12 protein-coding genes are annotated in these 20774 nt (G+C 43.6%); 10 read left to right on the top strand and 2 right to left on the bottom strand.

The genetic code is table 11. From position 1 onward, the window contains the following. The first annotated feature begins 11 nt into the window (after positions 1-11). From AC1RM2_RS09815 to AC1RM2_RS09800, 4 genes are all read left to right on the top strand, one after another. Positions 12-1649: a glycoside hydrolase family 43 protein gene (locus AC1RM2_RS09815; RefSeq protein WP_492984928.1), complete on the top strand. Its 1638-nt coding sequence runs from the start codon at positions 12-14 to the stop codon at positions 1647-1649. Between the two features lie 128 nt (positions 1650-1777). Continuing rightward, positions 1778-4543, top strand: a complete 2766-nt coding sequence (locus AC1RM2_RS09810) for an endo-acting ulvan lysase-like protein (protein ID WP_492984927.1) — start codon at positions 1778-1780, stop codon at positions 4541-4543. A gap of 1 nt (position 4544) precedes the next feature. Continuing rightward, positions 4545-6203, top strand: a complete 1659-nt coding sequence (locus tag AC1RM2_RS09805) for a hypothetical protein (protein WP_492984926.1) — start codon at positions 4545-4547, stop codon at positions 6201-6203. A 326-nt stretch (positions 6204-6529) separates the two neighbouring features. Beyond that, entirely contained in the window at positions 6530-7798 is a 1269-nt protein-coding gene (locus AC1RM2_RS09800; RefSeq protein WP_492984925.1) for an alginate lyase family protein, read from the top strand. A gap of 219 nt (positions 7799-8017) precedes the next feature. Here the strand turns inward: AC1RM2_RS09800 and AC1RM2_RS09795 are convergent, their stop codons facing one another. After that, positions 8018-10075, bottom strand: coding sequence for a glucosidase family protein (locus tag AC1RM2_RS09795; RefSeq protein WP_492984924.1), 2058 nt, complete (start codon positions 10073-10075; stop codon positions 8018-8020). A 70-nt stretch (positions 10076-10145) separates the two neighbouring features. Then, positions 10146-11036 (bottom strand): phytanoyl-CoA dioxygenase family protein, encoded by an 891-nt coding sequence (locus AC1RM2_RS09790; RefSeq protein WP_492984923.1) that lies wholly within the window; start codon positions 11034-11036, stop codon positions 10146-10148. A 292-nt stretch (positions 11037-11328) separates the two neighbouring features. On the opposite strand from AC1RM2_RS09790, the gene AC1RM2_RS09785 reads away from it, so the two are divergent. The 6 genes from AC1RM2_RS09785 (at position 11329) to AC1RM2_RS09760 (ending at position 20750) form a co-directional block, all read left to right on the top strand. Then, positions 11329-12387 carry a LacI family DNA-binding transcriptional regulator gene (locus AC1RM2_RS09785; protein ID WP_492984922.1) on the top strand — a complete coding sequence of 353 codons (1059 nt, stop codon included), beginning with the start codon at positions 11329-11331 and terminating at the stop codon, positions 12385-12387. A gap of 200 nt (positions 12388-12587) precedes the next feature. Further along, complete coding sequence (locus AC1RM2_RS09780; protein ID WP_492984921.1) at positions 12588-13214, top strand: RNA polymerase sigma factor; 627 nt, start codon at positions 12588-12590, stop codon at positions 13212-13214. A gap of 150 nt (positions 13215-13364) precedes the next feature. Continuing rightward, positions 13365-14453: a FecR family protein gene (locus tag AC1RM2_RS09775; RefSeq protein WP_492984920.1), complete on the top strand. Its 1089-nt coding sequence runs from the start codon at positions 13365-13367 to the stop codon at positions 14451-14453. 192 nt (positions 14454-14645) lie between these two features. Beyond that, a complete protein-coding gene (locus AC1RM2_RS09770; protein ID WP_492984919.1) occupies positions 14646-17885 on the top strand; it encodes a SusC/RagA family TonB-linked outer membrane protein in 3240 nt (1079 codons plus the stop codon). A 10-nt stretch (positions 17886-17895) separates the two neighbouring features. After that, on the top strand, positions 17896-19299 hold the full coding sequence (locus tag AC1RM2_RS09765) for a RagB/SusD family nutrient uptake outer membrane protein (protein ID WP_492984918.1): 1404 nt from the start codon (positions 17896-17898) through the stop codon (positions 19297-19299). Positions 19300-19328: 29 nt separating this feature from the next. Then, positions 19329-20750, top strand: coding sequence for a peroxiredoxin family protein (locus AC1RM2_RS09760; RefSeq protein ID WP_492984917.1), 1422 nt, complete (start codon positions 19329-19331; stop codon positions 20748-20750). The last annotated feature ends 24 nt before the right edge of the window (positions 20751-20774 follow it).

Raw genomic sequence — 20774 nt, 5'->3', positions numbered from 1 at the left:
ATAGCTTAAAAATGTATAAAAACAGTTTTATCAAAAGCTTAATAACAGGATTGATCCTGGTTACGGGGGCTAATCAGAGTTCGGCACAAATATCCAAAGTTTGGGTTGCAGATAAGGGCAACGGAACTTATCAAAACCCGATTATTCATGCTGATTACTCCGACCCTGATGCTATCCGTGTAGGGAATGATTATTACATGGTATCATCCAGTTTTAATTGTATGCCGGGATTACCAATCCTTCATTCTAAGGACCTGGTGAACTGGCAACTGATCAATTATGCCTTAAAAAAACAGGAGCCTGCAGCGGTTTATGATCTGCCGCAACATGGCAAGGGCGTTTGGGCGCCCTGTATCCGTTATCATAACAATCAGTTTTATATCTACTATCCTGATCCGGATTACGGTATATACATGGTCAAAACCAAAAATCCGGCCGGAGATTGGGAAAAGCCGTTATTGGTATTGCCGGGTAAAGGCATTATTGATCCTGCACCATTTTGGGACGATGACGGCAAAGCTTATTTAGCTGTTGCCTGGGCCGGCAGCCGCGCCGGTGTTAATAGTCTCATTACTGTTTTTAAGATGAATACCAGTGGAGCAGTAGTTACCGATGAAGGCACCCATGTTTATGACGGACACGAAAAAAATCATACCATAGAAGGCCCCAAGTTTTATAAACGAAATGGCTATTACTACATTCTTGCCCCTGCCGGGGGAGTGGCCACCGGCTGGCAGTTAGCATTACGTTCTAAAAGTATTTATGGGCCTTACGAAGAAAAGGTTGTAATGGACCAGGGCAAAACCAATGTGAACGGTCCACACCAGGGTGCGCTGGTGGAAACCCAAACAGGTGAGCCCTGGTTTATTCATTTTCAGGACAAAGGCGTTTACGGCCGGGTAGTTTATTTACAACCGGTAAAATGGGTGAACGACTGGCCAGTGATTGGTAATGACCCGGATCAGGATGGTAAGGGAGAACCTGTATTTACCTATAAAAAACCAAAAACAGGTGCGATGTATCCAATCCAGACACCTTCCGAAAGCGACGAATTTAACAGCGATAAAACCGGTTTGCAATGGCAATGGCATGCCAACCCTAAAATTCAATGGGGTGCTCAGATCAAAGGCTCTGGCTACTTAAGGCTGTTTGCTTATCCGCAGGAAAAAAACGCGGTTAACCTGTGGACCACTCCAAATCTGCTGTTGAAAAAATTGCCGGCTCCTGACTTTACGGCCACTACCAAAATAAAATACCAGGTTGAGTGGGAGGCAGGACAGGGAAAAAAAGCCGGTTTACTGATGATGGGCAATGATTACGCCTATCTCTCTATATCAAAAGATGAGCAGGGCTACAAGTTAAGCACCGTGGTTTGTAAAAACGCCATGGACGGTACAGCAGAGGAAATCACCGATGAGAAACGGATCAAAAGTGCTGAGGCATATCTGCGTATCAAAGTAAGCTCGCCCGATGCCCGGTGTGTTTTCAGCTACAGCGAAGATGGGGTGAATTTTACCACTATTGGAAAAGAATTCGTTGCCAAACCTGATAAATGGATCGGGGCTAAAGTAGGCTTGTTTTGTATAAGCGCACCAGATGTACGTATGGGTGGCTATGCGGATTTCGATTGGTTCAGGATAGATAAGTAGGATAATATTTTATAAAGAAAGAAGAATAAATGATGATCATCATGATTAAAAGATATTTACGGAGACAAAACACAACGACCAGACTTGTCTTATCTGGTTTGTCGCTATGGTTACTTGCAATTACACCTGTGAATGCGCAACAGATAGATATCTCCGGTGTAAATGTAAAAAGCCATCCCCGCTTGCTTGCAGATGAAAACACCGGCAGGGATAAGCTTAACACACTTATAAAAAAAGAAGACTGGGCAACGACAACCTTTAACCAGATCCGGGCAGATGCAGATGCAAATGTTTCCCGCTATCAGACTGACAGCACATGGATGTCATCGCGGTTACAGATGTACTGGAAACAGCATTGTACCGATGTTTTTATTAAAAATGGCATCTATGCTTATGCAACCGGTCATGCGCCTATGCCAACCGTCAGGTTTACCGGGACGCGGGATGTTGCTACCCAATACATGCGCCCGAAGCTTGAAGATATCAAGCCCTATATGGATGAAGATGGTAAATTGTACCTGCAAAACGGAACTGTGCCCGGCAAACCATGGGAATGGGTAGAACAGTCAAAAACAGGGCGGATCATCGAATCCATCAATATCGAGATCATTGAAAAGGCCCGGAACGCCGCAATGCTTTATTGGCTTACTGGTGATGAAAAATATGCCGACTTTTCTTATTCTATCCTGGATACCTATATCACAGGGATGGGGTACCGGAATGAGCCCGTTGACCTGAACCACGGTCATGATCAAACGCTGGTTGGCTTATCTGCTTTTGAGGTGATCCATGAAGATGTACTGGAACCTTTAACAGCGGGCTATGATTTCCTTTTTCCCTATATCAAAAGGCATCGCCCCGAAAAATTACAGATGTATGCCGTTACCTTTAAGAAATGGGCCGATCTCATCATCAAAAATGGTGTGCCTTTTAATAACTGGGATTTAATAGAAGCCAAGTTTGTAGCAGATATCGCCATCATCCTTGAAAATGACAGCTATTATGCCGATAAAAAAGGCTGCCAATATTACCTCGACCAGATCCTGAATAAAACCTATACCCGCCAATGGAGTTTAACTACGCTGCTGAAAGGTTACGACCCCACAACAGCTATCTGGGGCGAGTGCCCCGGCTATTCTCAGAATGTTATAGCTGATTTTACGGGCTTTGTGAACCTCTTTGACCGTACACTGCATACCGATCTCCTAAAACAGGTACCTATTTTGCCCAAAGCGGTGCTGGCCTATGCCCAATACCTGTACCCTAATGGATATATTGTAGGTTTCGGCGATACCCATTACAGCAAACTCCGGACCGACGCTATATCCGACCTGATCCGCAATGCCCGCGTGAACAATAAGCCCGGCCAGGAAGCTATTTATAGCAGGATGCTAAAAACGATTAACACCCTGGGGCAGCAGGACGGCCCCGGAACAGTTATACGACAAACAGGTTTTAATGCGCTTTTTGGCACCTCGCCCATTACTATTTCTGATACAGTTAAGGCAGGGTCACAGGGCGATTACCTGACGGCAACGTTCTGGTCGCCTAATGTGAGCTGGATGGTACAACGGAACGGGTTGGATACAAATACCGGATTAATGATCTCCCAAGCCGGTTCCAGCGGTAACCATATGCACGCAAACGGCATTGCCATGGAGCTTTACGGCAGAGGAATAGTACTTGCGCCGGAAGGCGGCATTGGAGGAAGTTATTTTCAGACCGATTATGCGGAATACTATTCACAATTTCCGGCACATAATACCGTGGTGGTTGATGGGATTTCATCATACCCGGTTATGAAAAGTAACCACTCCTTGAAACTCAATGCCTGTTACCCACAATCTGCCCAAAAGGGGGGATATTTTAAAGGCATTACCTTTTCAGATGTTTCATTTCTCGAACCCGAAACCAATGCCGATCAAAGCAGGCTGATGAGTATTATCCGCACCGGCGATTCGACAGGGTATTATGTAGATATATTCAGGTCGAGGCGTAAAGATGGAAAGGATAAATCGCATGATTATATCTACCATAACCTTGGGCAGCAGCTCACTTTATCTGCTAACGACAATAAACCGCTTGAGATCCGGCCAACGGAGAAACTTACGTTCGCCAATACAGAATTGGTAGGCTATGATTATTTCTACGATAAAAAATCCATTAGGACTGAACATGATTTTAAAGCCCGTTTCAGTTTAAGCATCTCCGGTAAGGAATCCATATTGATGAACATGTGGATGAAGGGTTATCCCGGCCGCGAGGTGTTCAGTGTAAAGGCACCGCCGTCAAAAGCCTGGCGTAAAAATGAAATGATCCCGGATAGTATTGCCAATATGCCATTACCTACGGTTGTTGTGCGCCAAACCGGCGAGGCATGGAGCAAGCCATTTGCTGCAATCTATGACCCATCGGGAACTGCAAATAATGGAACTGCAATCAAAAGTATCAAATCGTTTGGTGCTGAACCGGGTTTTACCGGGCTAATAGTCAACAATAAATCAGGAAGGAGCGATTACATCTTTGCCCATGCCGAAACACAGCAGATTGGGTTTGAGGATATGCAGTTTAAAGGTTTATATGGGGTGATCAGTGTTAGCGGCAGTAAGTTGGTTAGTCTGTTTTTAGGCAAAGGAATGAATATAGCAAAAATTGGCTACGGATTAACATCTTTGCAGCCGGCGTCTGCCGCATTGTGGTTTGATAATGGCAAGCTGCATTTCACTTCAGATCACCCGGTGAAGCTTTATCTGCCGGCTATTATCTTGTCTCCACGCCATAGCATCAGCATAAACAATGTAACGATAAAAGGCGAGCCGGTAAACCAAAACGGCAATAAACAATGGTGTTTTAATATGCCGGCAAGTGCCGATACCCCAATCTTATTAAACTAGCATGATGAAGAAAAGATATAGCCATTTTTCTGTTTGCTTAAGCATTTTCGTGCTGATAGGAATATCAACCGCGAAGGCTGCCGTATGGCAATGGTCGGTGCCGGTGAAGCAGGCCGGAACCAGTAAAGACCCGTCGCGGGCATTTTTATGGATAGCGCCGGGCTGTAAACAAGTGAAGGCGGTCATATTCGCCCAAAACAATATGGAAGAACAATGCATACTGGAGGACGCTGAATTCAGGAAGGAAATGGGTAAACTGGGTATTGCGGAGATCTGGGTGAGCCCGGCCTTTAACCTGAAATTTTTATTTAATGAAGGGGCGGGTGAGCAGTTCAATGCGCTGGTTAATGACCTGGCCGGTATCTCAGGTTATAGTGAATTGGGGGTTGCACCGGTGATCCCGATGGGGCATTCGGCGGCAGCCAGCGCACCGTATTATTTCGGTGCCTGGAACCCTTCACGTACGCTGGCCTGCATTTCGGTAAGCGGGCAATGGCCCTATGTAAGAAATGTTTTTGCGCCTGACATCTGGAGCAAAGATCAAAATATCAATTATATCCCCTGCCTGGAAACCATGGGCGAGTACGAAGCTGCAAATACCTGGAGTGAAGAAGGTTTAAAGGAGCGGCAGGAACATCCGCTATTGCCGTTAAGCATGTTAGCCAACCCTGCCCAGGGGCATTTTGCCGCCACCAGGGAAAAGATCGGTTACCTCGCTTTCTACATCAAAAAAGCCATGCAGTACCGTTTACCCAAAAACGTACTGTTGGGTGCAGCGCCCCAATTAATTGACATCGACCCGACAAAAACCGGCTGGCTGGTTGATAAATGGCGTTATAATGAACTGCCTGCCGCAGAAGCCGCACCAGTGAACAGATATCAGGGCGATGCTGCAAACGCATTCTGGTATTTTGATGAGGAAACGGCAAAAGTAACCCTGGTCTACCAGGCAAAACACCGGAACCAGAAACCGCAGTTGATAGGCTATCTGCAGGACGGTAAAATGGTTGAACAACGCAATACCCACCAGCAGGTAAACCTGAAATTTGAACCGGAGGCCGATGGGATTACTTTTAAGGTCCATGCTGCATTTTATGATATCGTTGTCGGTGGCAGCCCCCGTTTGCCCATTTGGGCTGGCATGTCGGTCGGCGCTCCCATAGGTCATGCTGAAGGAAATAATTCCATCAGCATCGACAGGATCACTGGTCCAATGATCAAAATAAATGACTCTACTTTCAGGATATGCCCCCGGGCCGGCTATTGGGAAAATCCGCATAGTTATGAATTGTGGTTTGCTGCTACCCATCCGGGAGATGCTGATTATAAACCCGCTGTACAACAATCACTGATGATTGTACCTCCGCGCAACACAGCAGGGAAGGAACAGCATATCACATTTTCGCCAATATCTAACCAAAAGCAACATGCAAAGGGAACAAAGCTTAACGCGGTATCAGATGCACACGTACCCGTTGGCTTTTATGTTTTGGAAGGCCCCGCCGAGTTATCCGGTAATGCATTAAATATTACCGCAATCCCGCCGCGTAGCCGTTTCCCTGTAAAGGTTACCGTGGTGGCATGGCAATATGGCAATAGCCAGGAAACGAAACTACAAACAGCGATGCCGGTTGAACAATTTTTTTTTATTGAAAAATAACTATGATACCTAAAATATTAACGTTGATAATACTCCTTTTAACTAATCTAATAATGTATCACTTAAACATAAAGCCAATGAAATAAATTAAAATCCACTTCAACAAAAATAATTGATTCAGGGATGGATCAATTATGCCGAACGGTATAAAAATCTCTCCTTATACCCGGTAAACTGATTGCCAATTATCAGTTAAAATCAATGTTTATAAAAAATGTTTGACGGTGCTAAATCAGCGCGACAGGTGTTCTATTGCCTGGAGCGAAGGAAATGTGACCGGAAAATTAACACTTGTTAAATCGTACCAATTAAATTTTACCAAAATTATGAGAAAAGCTTTGTTTTATGCAAGTATTATACTTGCAGCATTTACCAGTTGCTCAAAGGAAAAAAAGAGCATGACAGCAGTAAAGGATACTGACGAACCTAAAAATGGCAACGTTAAAACCTCGGCGATCAATTTCGTTCATCCGGGGACGGTACTAACCAAACCGCAAATGCAGTATGCCTATGCCCAGGCAATGGCTAATGTAGAGCCTTACAAAACAACTTTTGCTAATTTTCAAAGCAATTACGCCACATTTTTATCGAGCAGCTATACGTCACATGCGCATGCTCAGGTTGGCCGGAATTTGTACAAAAGCGATTATGAGAATGATGCCATGGCAATGTTTGTAAACGGTGTGATGTGGAATATGACCGGTCAAACCCGTTATGCAGATAAGGTAATTCAATTGCTTGATGCGTGGGCTTCAACTTGTACATCTATTCAATACCCTGATAACGACTGGCAATTGTGTAATGGCTACGGGTTGCATTTTATGATTTATGGGGCAGATATGGTTTACAACTATTCTGGTCTTACCTCAACAAAGAAAACCAATTACAAAAATCTCTTTAAGATATTCTATAATTATTATGCAGCATATGCCGCCACTTATAGCAAAACAGCCCCCTTTGTGGTAGATGGCTGGCCGTCGTGGGGATCAAGTGCCGGTAAGTTTATAATGGCATATGGCATATTCTGCGAAAGCCAGACAGCATATAGTTTGTCGCTGGAATATTTTAACAGAACTGCTGCCAATGGGGCCGACAACGGTACCAACGTAACCGCATTTTTATCAACTGGGCAGCCGGTTGAGGGAGGGCGTGATCAATACTATACCCAACTATGTTTAGCCAGCTTCCTGGAATGGGCTCAGATGGCATACAATCAGGGTGACAAATCGCTGTATGACGCGCGTAGCGGGGTAATTGGCAAGGCCATGGAATATACAGCTAAATATAACCTTGGAAACAGTGTGACCTGGAGCCCTGTAACTCCGGCAACCTCCATCTGGGCTGTAACTCCTCCTATTAATTCTATTTCGACTTCTAACCGTGGTAATTACCGGCCTATCTGGTACATGGCTTACAATTATTATCACCGTTACCGGGGGTTAAGCATGCCCTATTCCGAACAGGTTATGGCCGGTCATGTAAATGAAGGCAGTACAGCCACTATTACCGACGAAGTTGGTTGGGGCAGTTTATTTTATTGCAATACTTCACAAACCGTGACTGCTCCTTCATACACCTGGTCAGGCATTTATTGATTTTTTATTTTTTTTAACGCCGGGCGCAATTTTGGCCCGGCGTTACTTGTGTTTAAATACCGGTATCATTTGTATGCGGACAGCAATAACGTCCAGTCAAATGGAAGAATTAAGAAGCTTAGCCATCCGGTATTTTTAAAAGTTTTACCGGCAGCTCCAATTAGCCTGCGTTTGCTTTGTTCTTCCCCCGTGATTAAATGATCGCTCCGTTATTCGGTGTTACAAGGTCACCGCTTGTGTGCCACCATCCTTTATTTTGTATTTGATGGTTTTGCTGCCCTCTTTTATCGTAATATTTAATTTCTCCCTATTCAACCTTGATATTTTAAGATCAAACAAATGTCCAAACGAGTGGATGTTATTTAATGCCATTTCATTCCAGCCCTTTGGCAGCCGTGGTGTACAATCAAAGCTGTTAAAACCCGTTGGCAGTATACCAAACACCCCTTCGATAAATATTCTGCAATACAATCCGCCCTCGGCAGATAGATGCCTTTGGTTACCCTCGGGATAGGCTTCTACCGGATAGGGTACATGCTCTCCTAACAACCTTCTGCGAGAGTAATAGCGCAGGTAGTCCATTGCTTTCTCTGTTTTACCTGCCTGAAATACACCACGAAGGGCATACAGAGTTGAGCGGTCCCAAAAGGTTTCTTTACCCGCCTCGGTGGCCAATCCATCCGCCGTCCATAACCTTGGTGAAAATAAAGCGTTAACCGTTCCTTCGGCCCTGTCTAAGATGCCCATGGTAAGCGGCACACAGATCCAGGCACGCAGCACATTATTGGTTTCATAATATTTATAGGTTTCAAAACCTTCCACATTCCCCCCAAAATATTTCTCGATATTTACTTTAAGTACTGCTGCCTGTTTTAAATACGCATCTGTCTGCGCTTTTGGCTGGTGCAATTGCTTACCCAAATTGGCCGCAGATATTAACGCGCCGTAATAAAGGCTGCTGGTCGGTATATTGGCTTTGCCGGATGGAAAGCGCCCTTCCAGTTCATCAGAGTTTGAAGTAACAACCCCCTGGTCATTTAATTTCCTGCGGCTATATTCCAGACACCAGGTAATCAACGGCCATAAGACCTTTGCAGAATCTGCGTTTCCGTAAGCCAGCGCGAACCGTGACGCACCATAAGCGATCATCGCATGGTCACCCCGGTCACCTGCGCCCTGCCAGACTCCATCGCCTTCCGCAACGATAGAACTGGGAATAGCCTTATAAGCCGGATTCATATACCTGGCAAACAAACGGTAACAGGCCATAGCTGAAAGCGTGCCGATACTATCACCGGAGAATGCAAAATAGGGACAAACATATTCTGCCTGATCGTTTGCCCATACGGCCGCATAATAAGCCAATCCGCCGGGGCCATGCAAATAGCCAGCCTTGGTTTTGTAAATACTTTCTGTTCCCCTGATCTTAGCAAATTTGAACTCCGTATTCAATAAAGTGTCTGGTGTTTGTAGTTGCAATGGAGATAAAATAGTATTGATCCGTTTTTCGCGTGCTTTTTCTTCCGCATCAGGGTTAATTGTAATAGGCCGGGCCGGAAAATCTGTAGCCAGATAATACACGGCAAAGGAGGTGCGTTCACCTGGTTGAACCATCCGGCTACCAGCACCGATAGATGCCATGATCACCGTATGCGGCCTCACTTTACTGGTGATGCTATCTGTTTTTACCTCCCGTTTCAGGGATTCCATGGAAATGCTGACGGGCTTATCGGAGGTATTCGTAAATACAAATTTTTCGATGACCTGAGGTTTATCTACCGAAGGAAAAATGCTCCGTTCAATTTTCACCAAAGCAGGATTGGCCGTTGTGGCTTCAATCCGCATAATACCTTTATGGCTGATGCTTTTGATGTTATAGGTAAGGTTACCCGATTTTTTTCCGACTGCCAGATCAGTCTTCAATTGCCGGCTATTAATAAAAAAACGAGGCAGCTCATTATCCACAAAAGTGTAATCAATATGGCTCCGGGTGGCATCAGGCATCATCCGGTAGGTTGGGAATACCACGGTTCGCGAAACAGATGACCTGCCGGCACTATCCAACCCATACTGCACCCAAACAGAAACTTTTTCTCCAGACATTTCGATATGATCCGCATGCGGCAACCTGCCGTTAATGGTCCATTTGATACTTCCGTCAGGCTGGATAATCCAGCGGTCTGTTTGTTGGGGTAAAGCTTGCTGCTGGCCATAAAGCACCCAGGGCAACAACAAGACGATAAAGCTTAAAAGTATTTTGTAAATATTGGTTTTCATGTTATAATTTGTTTTGTTTATATCGGTCATCAATTCCTAATTGCTATTTTAAAACAACTGTATTCATGTTCTAATTTGCAGTCTGCCCCGGAAAATTGTAATCATATTTCCAGGTGTCGATCATATTAGGATACTGCTGTTTACATTCCAGGTATTCGCTCATCATCCTGCGCATGGTCGGGTTAAGCGTCTCCAGGTATTCAGGGGTTAGCAGACCGGCGTTGAGCAGGTAAAAATGCCAGGTGGGAGGATACGCCGCACTATGGTAGCCCATGTGCAGGGTGCGTCTTGGCACTTCCATAGTTTTGGTATATCCCCGGTGGATCAGATTGTTATTATAGATCACGGCCTGTCCTGCCTTCAAATGGACCGGCATACCACCGGGCATTACCGCGCCAAGCGGGGCATAGTGTTTTGAACCCTGAAATGCCTCATTTTCTCCTGGTGTATTGGGCCGGTTATGACTGTGCGGCACAACCCAAAGTGAGTTTTCATCTACCAGGGGCAAATTGATCTGTACACTGTTATGAAACCGTTCTTTGGAGAATATCCAGTCTTCGATCTCTGCCTGGGGAATCTGAATGGTATCCCGGTGCCAGCCCAGGGAATAGGAGGTGCCTGAATTTGCGGCCAGGATCGACGCATTGTTGATGATCAGGTCCGGCCCTATGAGTTCTTCCACCACTTTTAATATCACCGGGTTATAAAAGGCATGATGGATCGGCTCAGTTCCGGCTTTGGTCAGTAAGTGAAAATAATACTGCCGGGCTTCCTGACCGAACGATGCGATCTCATCGCCCAGATGCTGGAAGGAGGAGTTGCGTGCCTGCTTGTCGGCCGCTTCAATTTTAGGGTTTAATAACTCGTCCATAATACCCCTGAAGTGATCTATTTCAGCCTGAGTTAAGACATTAACAATCACATACCCTTCTTTTTCGAAGGATTCCTTTAGATTTTCCATATGAAGTTTTCTTTAGTTTATTTTAATTTTTCGCTCGGTTTCAAAAGAGTTTAGACATGAATATTCCAATACCCTTTTCAAAGAATTTCTTTAATTTTCTATATGTATTTTGTGCTTAGATTGCTATGATTCAGTCTTTTGTTTAATGAATGCAAATGGTGCTGTTTGTAATTGATTATAAGTTATTTATGATGAAAATAACAAAATAGTGAACGTTGACTATTTGACAAACATATATGCTTTATCTTGCACTTCCAAATTTTTTTACATAAAAACTGTAATATTGCTTTGCGTGAAAACAAGTTCAAATAAAAACATCGGCATTAAAGAAATTGCAGAACGGGCCAAGGTTTCCACCGGCCCGGTTGACAAGGTATTGAATAACCGTGGTGGCGTTTCCAAAGCAACACATGAACGTATATTGCAGGCAATTAAAGACCTGGGGTATAAACCAAATATTCTGGCCAGCCGGTTGAAATCGGCAAGAGATTATACGATCGCGGTTTTAATTCCCGAAGCGACTGGCATGATCCCTTTTTGGTCAGCCCATCACACGGGTTTTGAGGAGGCCTTGAAAGAAGTTTCCCCTTTTGGGATTAATATCAATATCCTGACATTTGAGCAGAATAATGAAGCCTCCTTTAAATTACGCGTAGATGAAGTGATTGGCGATACTTATGACGGTATTTTTATGGTGCCGGTATTCCACGATCAAACGATAAGATTACTGGAACATTGTAAGGATTCAAATGTACCTGTCATCTTCTTTGACAGTAATATTCCCGGGCTCTCCAACAGGAGCTTTATAGGGAATCACTCGAAGGACAGCGGGTATTTGGCAGCCAATTTATTGGATTATACGATCTCGGAAAAGGGGGATATACTGATTGCCTCCATTGAAAGGGAGGAAGATAACCATACCCAGTTCTCTGCCCGCGAGGAAGGTTTTTTAAGTTATTTTGAAAAGTCCGGCAGGAAAATAGTAAGATTCACCGATAATACCGGGGACGACGAGACAATAAGTAAAGGCATTACTGCGATTTTTATGGACAATCCGCATCTGGAAGGGATATTTGTAGTGAATGGCATTGATAAGATTGCAGCTGCGATTACTCCAGTACAAAAATCGAATTACCGAATGATTGGTTATGATCTTGTCGATAAAAACATTCAGCTATTGAAGAATGGAGCCATCGATTTCCTTATCAGCCAGCAACCCCAGAAACAGGCGTACCAGGGAATCAAGCTGTTTTACGATCTTTTAATATTGAAAGAAACAATAGCTCCTTCTTATTTTCTACCACTTGATATCATCATGAAAGCCAATATTGACTATTACCGGTTCCTGTAATCCAGGGCGGGCTGTTGCTTTTTTCCCTGTCTCTTATCATTAAGCAACTATAAAAATACTGATCGTAGGAAATGAAGAGCGTATCGCCATCCTTTATTCCGCCTGTTTACGCTGGGGCTTATCTGGCCGTACCTTTTACAGTCACTTTCCAACACATGCATCAAAATAACAAATTGTAAATTTATCGTTATATTTGAGATATGGGTTCTTCCACTGATAATTGGCAAATATGGAATGAATTTACGCGTGGAAATCAGAAAGCGTTATTGCAACTTTATGAGGAACATTATGTAAATCTCATGAACTATGGTGCCAAAATTACCAGTGACCGGGATTTTACCAACGATTGCCTGATGGATATGCTCCTTGATTTGTGGGACAAGCGGGAAAGATTACCATCAGTAGATAATATCAGGGCCTACCTGACGACCTGTTTACGCAGAACGATTTTCAAAAAATACAAGCAGCAACAGTGGGAATCTTCCAAAATGCCCGCAATACTATTTGAGGCAGAGCAGCATGATTTGCCTTACGAAGATGTGTTAACCGGCCTGCAGGCGGATGCATCATTGAAAGTTCAGATCTTAAAAGGATTTCAAAGTCTGACTGACCGGCAAAAGGAGTTATTAAGGTTGAAATTTTTTGAAGATTACAGTTATGATGAAATCGCGGTCAGATGCAATATTTCCAAACGCACCGCTTATAATATCGTACACGATGCACTGAAAACGCTGAAAAAAGATTTTCAAAAGAACAAGATCAACATATCATCATTTGAATTTTCATTACTGCTCTTCAATCTGCTCTTATTGCACAGTAAATCCTGAGTAAAAACTTAAATGATGTCCATATTGCGTAGGATAATTGCCTTTTTTACGTCAAAAGAAGAAATTTATTTCAAAAAATGATTTTATTAAGTTTTTTCTTGAAAAGCATAGTAAAACCATTGTGTTTTTTGCTCTTAACAAAAAAGAGCAATGAAATATTCGGATTTTGATATTGAAGATTTTCTCGCAGATGAATCATTTCAGCAATATTGTTTAGGAAGAAATCCGGAGAGCATTCAAATTTGGACCGACTGGTTAAGTCAGCATCCTGAAAAAAGAAAACTGGCAGAGCATGCCAGGAAGATCTATTTTGTGCTGAATGGTGATTTAAAGGATCAGACCTATCAGAAACACCTCCATGCCTTCAAGGCAAGGATATCAAATCATATTGATGAAAGTCAGGTGATCCAGGGCTTGGGCCAAAAACGATCTGCTTATAGGCCACTGCTGGTGGCCGCCTCTGTCACTGCGATCATTTTCAGTATAGGCGTATTGTTTTTTACGCACTCTTTCCCCTTTAATAATGCTAAAGATCAATTTAGCTATAACACCCTTCCTGGTGAAAAAAAGTCAATAAAGCTACCCGATGGTACTGTTGTGATATTGAATAGCGGGAGCCGGATCAGCTACCTTAAAAGTTTTAACGTTACGGATAGAAAAGTTGAGCTTACCGGTGAAGCTTATTTTAAGGTTGTTCATAACCGGGATAAACCGTTTACGGTGCATACCGCCAAACTGGATATCAAAGATATCGGCACGGTATTCAATGTAAAGGCATATCCGGGCGATAAATACACCGAAGCATCCCTTATTGAAGGGGCAATTGAACTGGTAACGACAAATAAGGGTGCGGTACCTGTTAAAATTTTGCCAAAACAAAAAGTGATCATCAACAATGACCTCACACAACCGGCAGTAAATACGCCGGCGAGATCAAAAGCATCAGACCATCAAAACCTGCTTTTAACCAGCGTGAATGCCAATCCACAGGCTAAAACGATTGTCGAGACCGATTGGGTCAGCAACAGGCTGACCTTTAACGACGAGGATTTTGAAGAAATAGCGATACGCATGGAGCGATGGTATAACATTAAAATTTCTTTCGAAAACCAATCCATAAAAAAGTACCGGTTTGTAGCGACGTTCGATAACGAAGGTTTAAACCAGGTGCTTGCAGTACTCAAGTTATCACATGACTTTAACTACAGAAAGGAGGGTGACATGATCGTTATTTACTAAAACCCTTAAAAGCAGAGAGGGATGCTTTCGCACCCCTCTTCCATTCAGATTTAATCAATTATACAGCAGGTTTCCAATTGGCGTTGCGGCCTGCTTCATGTATCACTAATTAAACCCTTTGTAAATATGCAAAAAATTACAAAACGGGGGGTGATTTTTCACCCTGCCGTTCTACGTAAAATATGGATAACAATGAAATTAACATTTATCCTCCTTTTAATCGCCTGTCTTCATGTATCAGCCAGCGTATATTCGCAGGATGCGCATGTCAACTTAAAGCTGAAAAATGTTGCTATCGGCGATGTCTTTAAACAAATAGAGAATGCAACTTCATATAAATTTGTTTACAGTTCGGATATCTTTTCTGCTTCCACCAAGGTAAGCGGCGAGTTCAGGGATACGAGGGTCTTCTATGTACTCTATGAAATATTAAAAAATACAGGGTTTTCTTTTAAGCTGCTCGATAATAACCTGATCGTTATTTCTCCATCAAGGGAACAGGCACAATTGATCACCATCACGGGTAAGGTCACGGATAACAAGGGCGTAAACATGCCGGGCGTAACGGTATTGGTAAAAGGAAGCAGGCAGGCCACGGTCACCAGCAGTGACGGGAATTATTCAATTGTTACAGAACCTGATAATACACTCGATTTTTACTTTGTAGGCTATAAAAGGCTGGATGTACCCATCAAAGGAAAAAATGTTATTAACGTCACATTGGAAGATGATATCACCAGTTTGGATGAAACCGTGATCATCGGCTACGGTACTACAACTAAACGGTTCAGTACGGGTCAGATGACGAGTATATCAGCTGATCAAATTGCACAGCAGCCCGTTACCAATGTCGTGCAGGCATTGCAGGGCTTGGTTCCCGGGCTCTCTATTGTTCAAAGTAACGGCTATGCCAGTGGGCAGTTCAATATCACGATAAGAGGTAAAAAGGATTTTTTCGGAGGCTCCAATACGCCGAGCAATCCATTAGTAATTGTAGATGGCGTGCCCTTACCGACCAGTTACGGTGATATCAACAGGGTTGGACTGAACCAAAACAATATTTTGGGTGCGAACAGCGGACAGAACCCGTTTTTTGGTATCAATCCTAATGATATTGAAAGCATTGAAGTATTAAAGGATGCCGACGCTACGGCTATCTACGGATCGAGAGGCGGTAATGGGGTGATTTTAATAACCACAAAAAAAGGCAGGCCGTCACAAGGTGGTTTGACAGTAAATGCTTACACAGGTATTACCGGAAGGCCAAAAACAATTGATCTTTTAAATACGCAGCAATACCTGGCCATGCGCAGGGAAGCTTTTAAAAATAGCGGCATAACACCAACCGCTGCCAATGCCCCTGATCTTTTGGCTTATGATACGACGCGCAATGTCAACTGGCAAAAAGTGTTAGGTGCAACCGCGACGAGTTCAGATGCTGAAGTTGGCTATCAAGGGGGAGATGCCTTTACTAATTTTCGTTTAAACGGCGGTTTTCACCGTGACGGTATCCCGGTGCCGTCAGGTTTACCTAATAGTTTCAGGAGCCAGCGTATTTCTGGTTCCCTTGGCGTTAATCATACTTCTCTGGACAAACGGTTTACATCAAACATTGTTATTAATTATTCAAACACCAACGAAAATCTTCCATCCGGCGGTTTCTATCAATATTATTTGCCCCCAGATGCTCCCGATATATTAAATTCAGCCGGTAAACTGAATTTTAGTCAATGGGCCAGCAATCAATATCCCTCCGCTTTTACCACATTATTTCAACCATATAACGCCAATACCAATAATTTCTCGTCTAACGCCGTCTTTAATTACAATATTGTAAAAGGATTAACTGCAACTGCAAGCCTGGGGTATTCCAATACAACCATGACGCAGTTTGCGGCATACCCGGGGTCTTCCCAATATGCAGGTGCGCCGGCAACGGCTTCACAGGCGCAATATGGTAATAATGCTGTCAAAAACTGGATAGTAGAACCAAGCTTGGATTATAAAAGGACAATTGGGCAGGGTGATTTACAGGTAACCGCCGGGGGGACACTCACGGAAAGTATCGTTAGTGGATCAAGCGTTACGGGGAGCGGTTATGTCAATGAAAGCCTTATTGCCAACCAGGGCGCTGCAACTTCATTACAGGCAACAACCAATTATTCTCAATACCGTTTTCAGGGATATTTCGCACGGATTACTTATAACTGGAAAAGCAAATACATATTAAATGTTTCGGGCCGCCGGGATGCTTCTTCAAGATTTGCAGCGGGCGATCAATGGGGTAACTTTGGCTCTGTAGGTGCGGCGTGGTTGTTTACCGAAGAGAATTTCATAAAAAATCATCTGTCATTTTTAAGTTTTGGTAAGTTGCGGGGTAGCTATGGCACCACCGGAAGCCCGACAGCAAATGATTATCAATACCTGGCCTTATATTCAGCCTCTAATACTTACAACAATGCCACCATTCTTGCCCAAAATCAGGCTTATAACCCCGGTTTTAAGTGGCAGGTAAATAACAAGGCAGCCGCAGGGATAGAATTAGGTTTCTTTAAAGACCGGATCTATCTCACTGCCGACTGGTATCAGGAACGAAGCGGTAATCAATTGGTCACCTATCCGTTTCCGGCCTATATTGGTCTTTTTCCCATTATACAAAACTTGCCGGCGGTTATAGAAAACAAGGGGTGGGAGTTTACATTGCAGTCAACTATTCTTAAAAAGAAAGATCTGCAATGGATGATGAGCGCTAATTTGGCGATCAACCGGAATAAACTGTTATCTTTTCCTGGCATAGAACTCACCTCATATAATAATCAATATGTAGTTGGTTTGCCGCTCAATATTAAGAAAGTATATCATTATACCGGAGTAGACCCTGCCACGGGTCTATATACATTTCAGGATAAAGATGCCAACGGTGTCATTAACGCGGCTGATCAGCGAAATCTGGACCTTTCCCCAAAGTTTACCGGCGGGATGACTCAAAATCTGAGCTATAAAAATTGTCAGTTAGTAATGATCTTTTCCTATGCTAAACAAAAAGGGGCATATGCATTGGCAAATGGACTTGTCGGGGATGCAAGGAATCAGCCCGTAACTGTTTTAGCCAGATGGCAAAAGCCCGGAGACATAACTGATGTTCGTAAATTTACAAAATCGACAGGTACTGATGTATTTAACTATCAGCAATCAGATGCCTCAATAACGGATGCTTCCTATATACGTTTGCAGAACATCTCCTTGTCTTACGCTTTAAAAAAGGCCTGGCTCGAAAAGTCACATCTGAAAGGACTGCGAGTATATGTAGCTTGTCAAAACCTGTTTACGATTTCCCCATTTAAAGGTTATGATCCTACAAATCCGAGTTTGTCTAATAACAACTTTCCTGCACCAAGTATTTACACAGCAGGTTTTCAATTAACCTTATAAAAAAAATATCATGAACTCCAAAAAATCATATATAGCCCTATTGGCGTTGAGTGCTGTGTTGATCTTTTTTAACACGGGTTGTAACAAATTTACTGAAATCCCCGGCCCAGTTAATAAAGTACCAGCCAGCCTTGTATTTAACGATGATGCCAGTGCAAATTCGGCCATATTAGGCATCTATGGATCTCTCAATTCGGGAGCCTTGTTAACCGGGAATTTATCAGCTTATGTAGGATTAAGTTCCGATGAATTCAATTACTACAATCCAACTGACCCGTATACGCAATTGATGATTAATAATATTGCAACCAATAACACTTATACGCTGTCTTTATGGAGCGGCGCCTATAGTGCAATTGCTGCAGCAAATGCCTGTCTCGATGGAATGTCCAAATCCACCAGTCTGACACCGGCAAACAAAAACCAACTGGTTGGCGAGGCTAAATTTTTAAGGGCATACTGTTATTTTTATCTGACGAACCTTTACGGTGGTGTCCCATTGCTCACAACCGGTAACTGGCAGCAATATACAACGGTTAGTCGAAGTGCACAGTCCGTTGTTTACCAGCAGATCATCCAGGATCTGACTGATGCACAGGGCGCATTACCGGTCAGTTACCCGACAGGAAATAACAGGGCGACGAAATGGGCGGCTGTAGCCCTCATTGCAAGAGTGAAATTATACCAGCAAAGCTGGCCGGATGCAGAAATAAATGCAACTTTAGTAATTACTAACTCACCTTTAAATAATAAGCCCCTGCCTGCCTTAACAAGTGTTTTTTTAATTAATAGTCAGGAGGCGATATGGCAGGTGCAACCTGTTTCCTATTATAAGAATCCGCAGGAACTGGTATTGGTTTACTCGTTTGGTCAATTATATTATTACGTAACGAACAGTCTTTTAAATGCTTTTGAGCCTGGGGATTTGCGGAAAAGCACTTGGTTAGCACCTGCTACTATAGGCAGTCAGACTTATTATTATCCATTTAAGTATCAGGCAAATGCTTACACCAATACTACGCCGACCGAGTATCATACGCCGATGCGGCTGGCGGAACAGTACCTGATCCGCGCTGAGGCAAGGGCTCGTCAGAACAATGTAACCAGTGCAGTTAATGATCTGAACATCATTCGTACGAGAGCGGGATTACCTAACCTAATCGCAACAGGGATGAGTACAGCGCAGTGCCTGGCAGCGGTAGAACAGGAAAGAAGGGTAGAATTGTTTGGCGAATGGGGTCATCGTTGGCTGGATTTAAAGCGGACACCCGGCATTAATGGTGGTGCGACCCGGGCCGATGAAGTGTTGGGAGCCTATAAAGGTAATAACTGGAAGCCGACGGCTATCCTTTACCCTATACCGGCGAGTGAAATAGCACTGAATACAAAGCTCACCCAAAACACCGGTTATTGATGGGAAATTTAATTCAGCGAATTTATCTAATGCTTACAGTGATAGCTTTTCCGGCTATCACTGTTGCCCAGCAAAGTTTCACCCTCACGGGTACATTTAAAAATGTCAAAACCATGCCGGAGGCTGTTTTTATGAAAAGTATGGAAGATACTTCCGTATATAAAGTGCCGGTCATTAAAGGGGTATATCGTATTAAAGGACGATTAAACGGCCCCACCAAATTCAATATTTTACCACTCTATTCAAAAAAACAGGTGCGCCCTGCGGATGCCAACAGCGTGTTGTTTATCTATCTCGGAAAAGGTGATGCCTGTCTGGTTCATGACCATGATTTTGGCAATTTTATGGTATCCGGTTCTCCCGCTCAAAAAGCACAGGATGAATTACAGGTATGGCTTAAACAATCTGTCAGAAGCGGCATCGATACACTTAGCAGGCAGGAAGCATACGCGCAGTATTTAAAGGTAACCCCCGCATCCCCAATTGCGGTATATGCCCTGGCTGAGTATGCCGTGAAAGGGGGGGGTAAACATCAGGTAACGGTAAATTACGATGATGTGCCCTTTAGTATCAAGAATGCCTATCTTTTGTATCAGGACAGAATTAACTATCAATGGGCCATGCCCTTGTTTGCGCAACTTCCGGATAGTTTACAGCAATCCTCTGCCGGAAAGAACCTGTCAAAAAATATTGCGTGGGCAAAGCTGGATTGGCAATCTTTAGTTTACCGGCGCAAGCTGGACAGCCTGGTGAAATTGAATATAGCGGCTGTGCAGCAAAATGACACAGCTATACAAAAGATATACGCGCAGCAAATGGATTTGACGCAAAGGGCAATGTTCGAACAGGTATATGTAGCTTATATCCGGACCAATCCGGCCTCTCCAATTGCATTAGACATATTGACTGCTGTTGCCGGAAGTAATTTCGACGATCCTATCGGCACAGAAACATTGTTCGATTTGCTTTCCGACAGTCTGAAGAACACAAAAAAGGGGGACAATTTCGGTAAAAGATTAGCAACAGCGCTCAAAACCGCCAATGGACAACCGGCACAGGACTTTACGCAGCCTGACACCGCCGGTGTGGCTGTTTCATTGTCTTCCTTCCGGGGTAAGTATGTTTTACTTGATTTTTGGGCAAGCTGGTGTCATCCCTGCCGGGAAGAAAACCCGAATATGTTAAAGTTATACCGGCAATTTAAAGATAGCGGATTTACCATATTAAGTGTTTCATTGGACACTGACCGGAAAAGCTGGATCAATGCCATGAAACAGGACGGCCTTCCCTGGACGCAGGTTTCGGATTTGAAGGCCAAAAATGAAGCTGTCCGGCTATACGATATTTTAGGTATCCCTGCCAATTTACTGATAGGCCCGGACGGTAAAATAATCGACAAAAACCTGTTCGGCCGTTTGCTTGAACAAAAACTCACGCAAATAATTAACTGATTTTAAAAACCTTAATGAGATTAA

It is taken from the genome of Mucilaginibacter sp. GW822-FHT03E02 (genome assembly GCF_058801545.1).
The sequence above is the reverse complement of the archived record's forward strand: the minus strand, read 5'-3'. Positions and strand labels throughout refer to the sequence as shown.

What these genes read in the sequence shown, in the direction of transcription:
- AC1RM2_RS09800 (WP_492984925.1), top strand. Translation starts at nt 6,530, where the DNA reads ATGAGAAAAGCTTTGTTTTATGCAAGTATTATACTTGCAGCATTTACC.
- AC1RM2_RS09780 (WP_492984921.1), top strand. Translation starts at nt 12,588, where the DNA reads ATGGGTTCTTCCACTGATAATTGGCAAATATGGAATGAATTTACGCGT.
- AC1RM2_RS09815 (WP_492984928.1), top strand. Translation starts at nt 12, where the DNA reads ATGTATAAAAACAGTTTTATCAAAAGCTTAATAACAGGATTGATCCTG.
- AC1RM2_RS09760 (WP_492984917.1), top strand. Translation starts at nt 19,329, where the DNA reads ATGCTTACAGTGATAGCTTTTCCGGCTATCACTGTTGCCCAGCAAAGT.
- AC1RM2_RS09765 (WP_492984918.1), top strand. Translation starts at nt 17,896, where the DNA reads ATGAACTCCAAAAAATCATATATAGCCCTATTGGCGTTGAGTGCTGTG.
- AC1RM2_RS09775 (WP_492984920.1), top strand. Translation starts at nt 13,365, where the DNA reads ATGAAATATTCGGATTTTGATATTGAAGATTTTCTCGCAGATGAATCA.
- AC1RM2_RS09795 (WP_492984924.1), bottom strand. Translation starts at nt 10,075, where the DNA reads ATGAAAACCAATATTTACAAAATACTTTTAAGCTTTATCGTCTTGTTG.
- AC1RM2_RS09770 (WP_492984919.1), top strand. Translation starts at nt 14,646, where the DNA reads ATGAAATTAACATTTATCCTCCTTTTAATCGCCTGTCTTCATGTATCA.
- AC1RM2_RS09790 (WP_492984923.1), bottom strand. Translation starts at nt 11,036, where the DNA reads ATGGAAAATCTAAAGGAATCCTTCGAAAAAGAAGGGTATGTGATTGTT.
- AC1RM2_RS09805 (WP_492984926.1), top strand. Translation starts at nt 4,545, where the DNA reads ATGATGAAGAAAAGATATAGCCATTTTTCTGTTTGCTTAAGCATTTTC.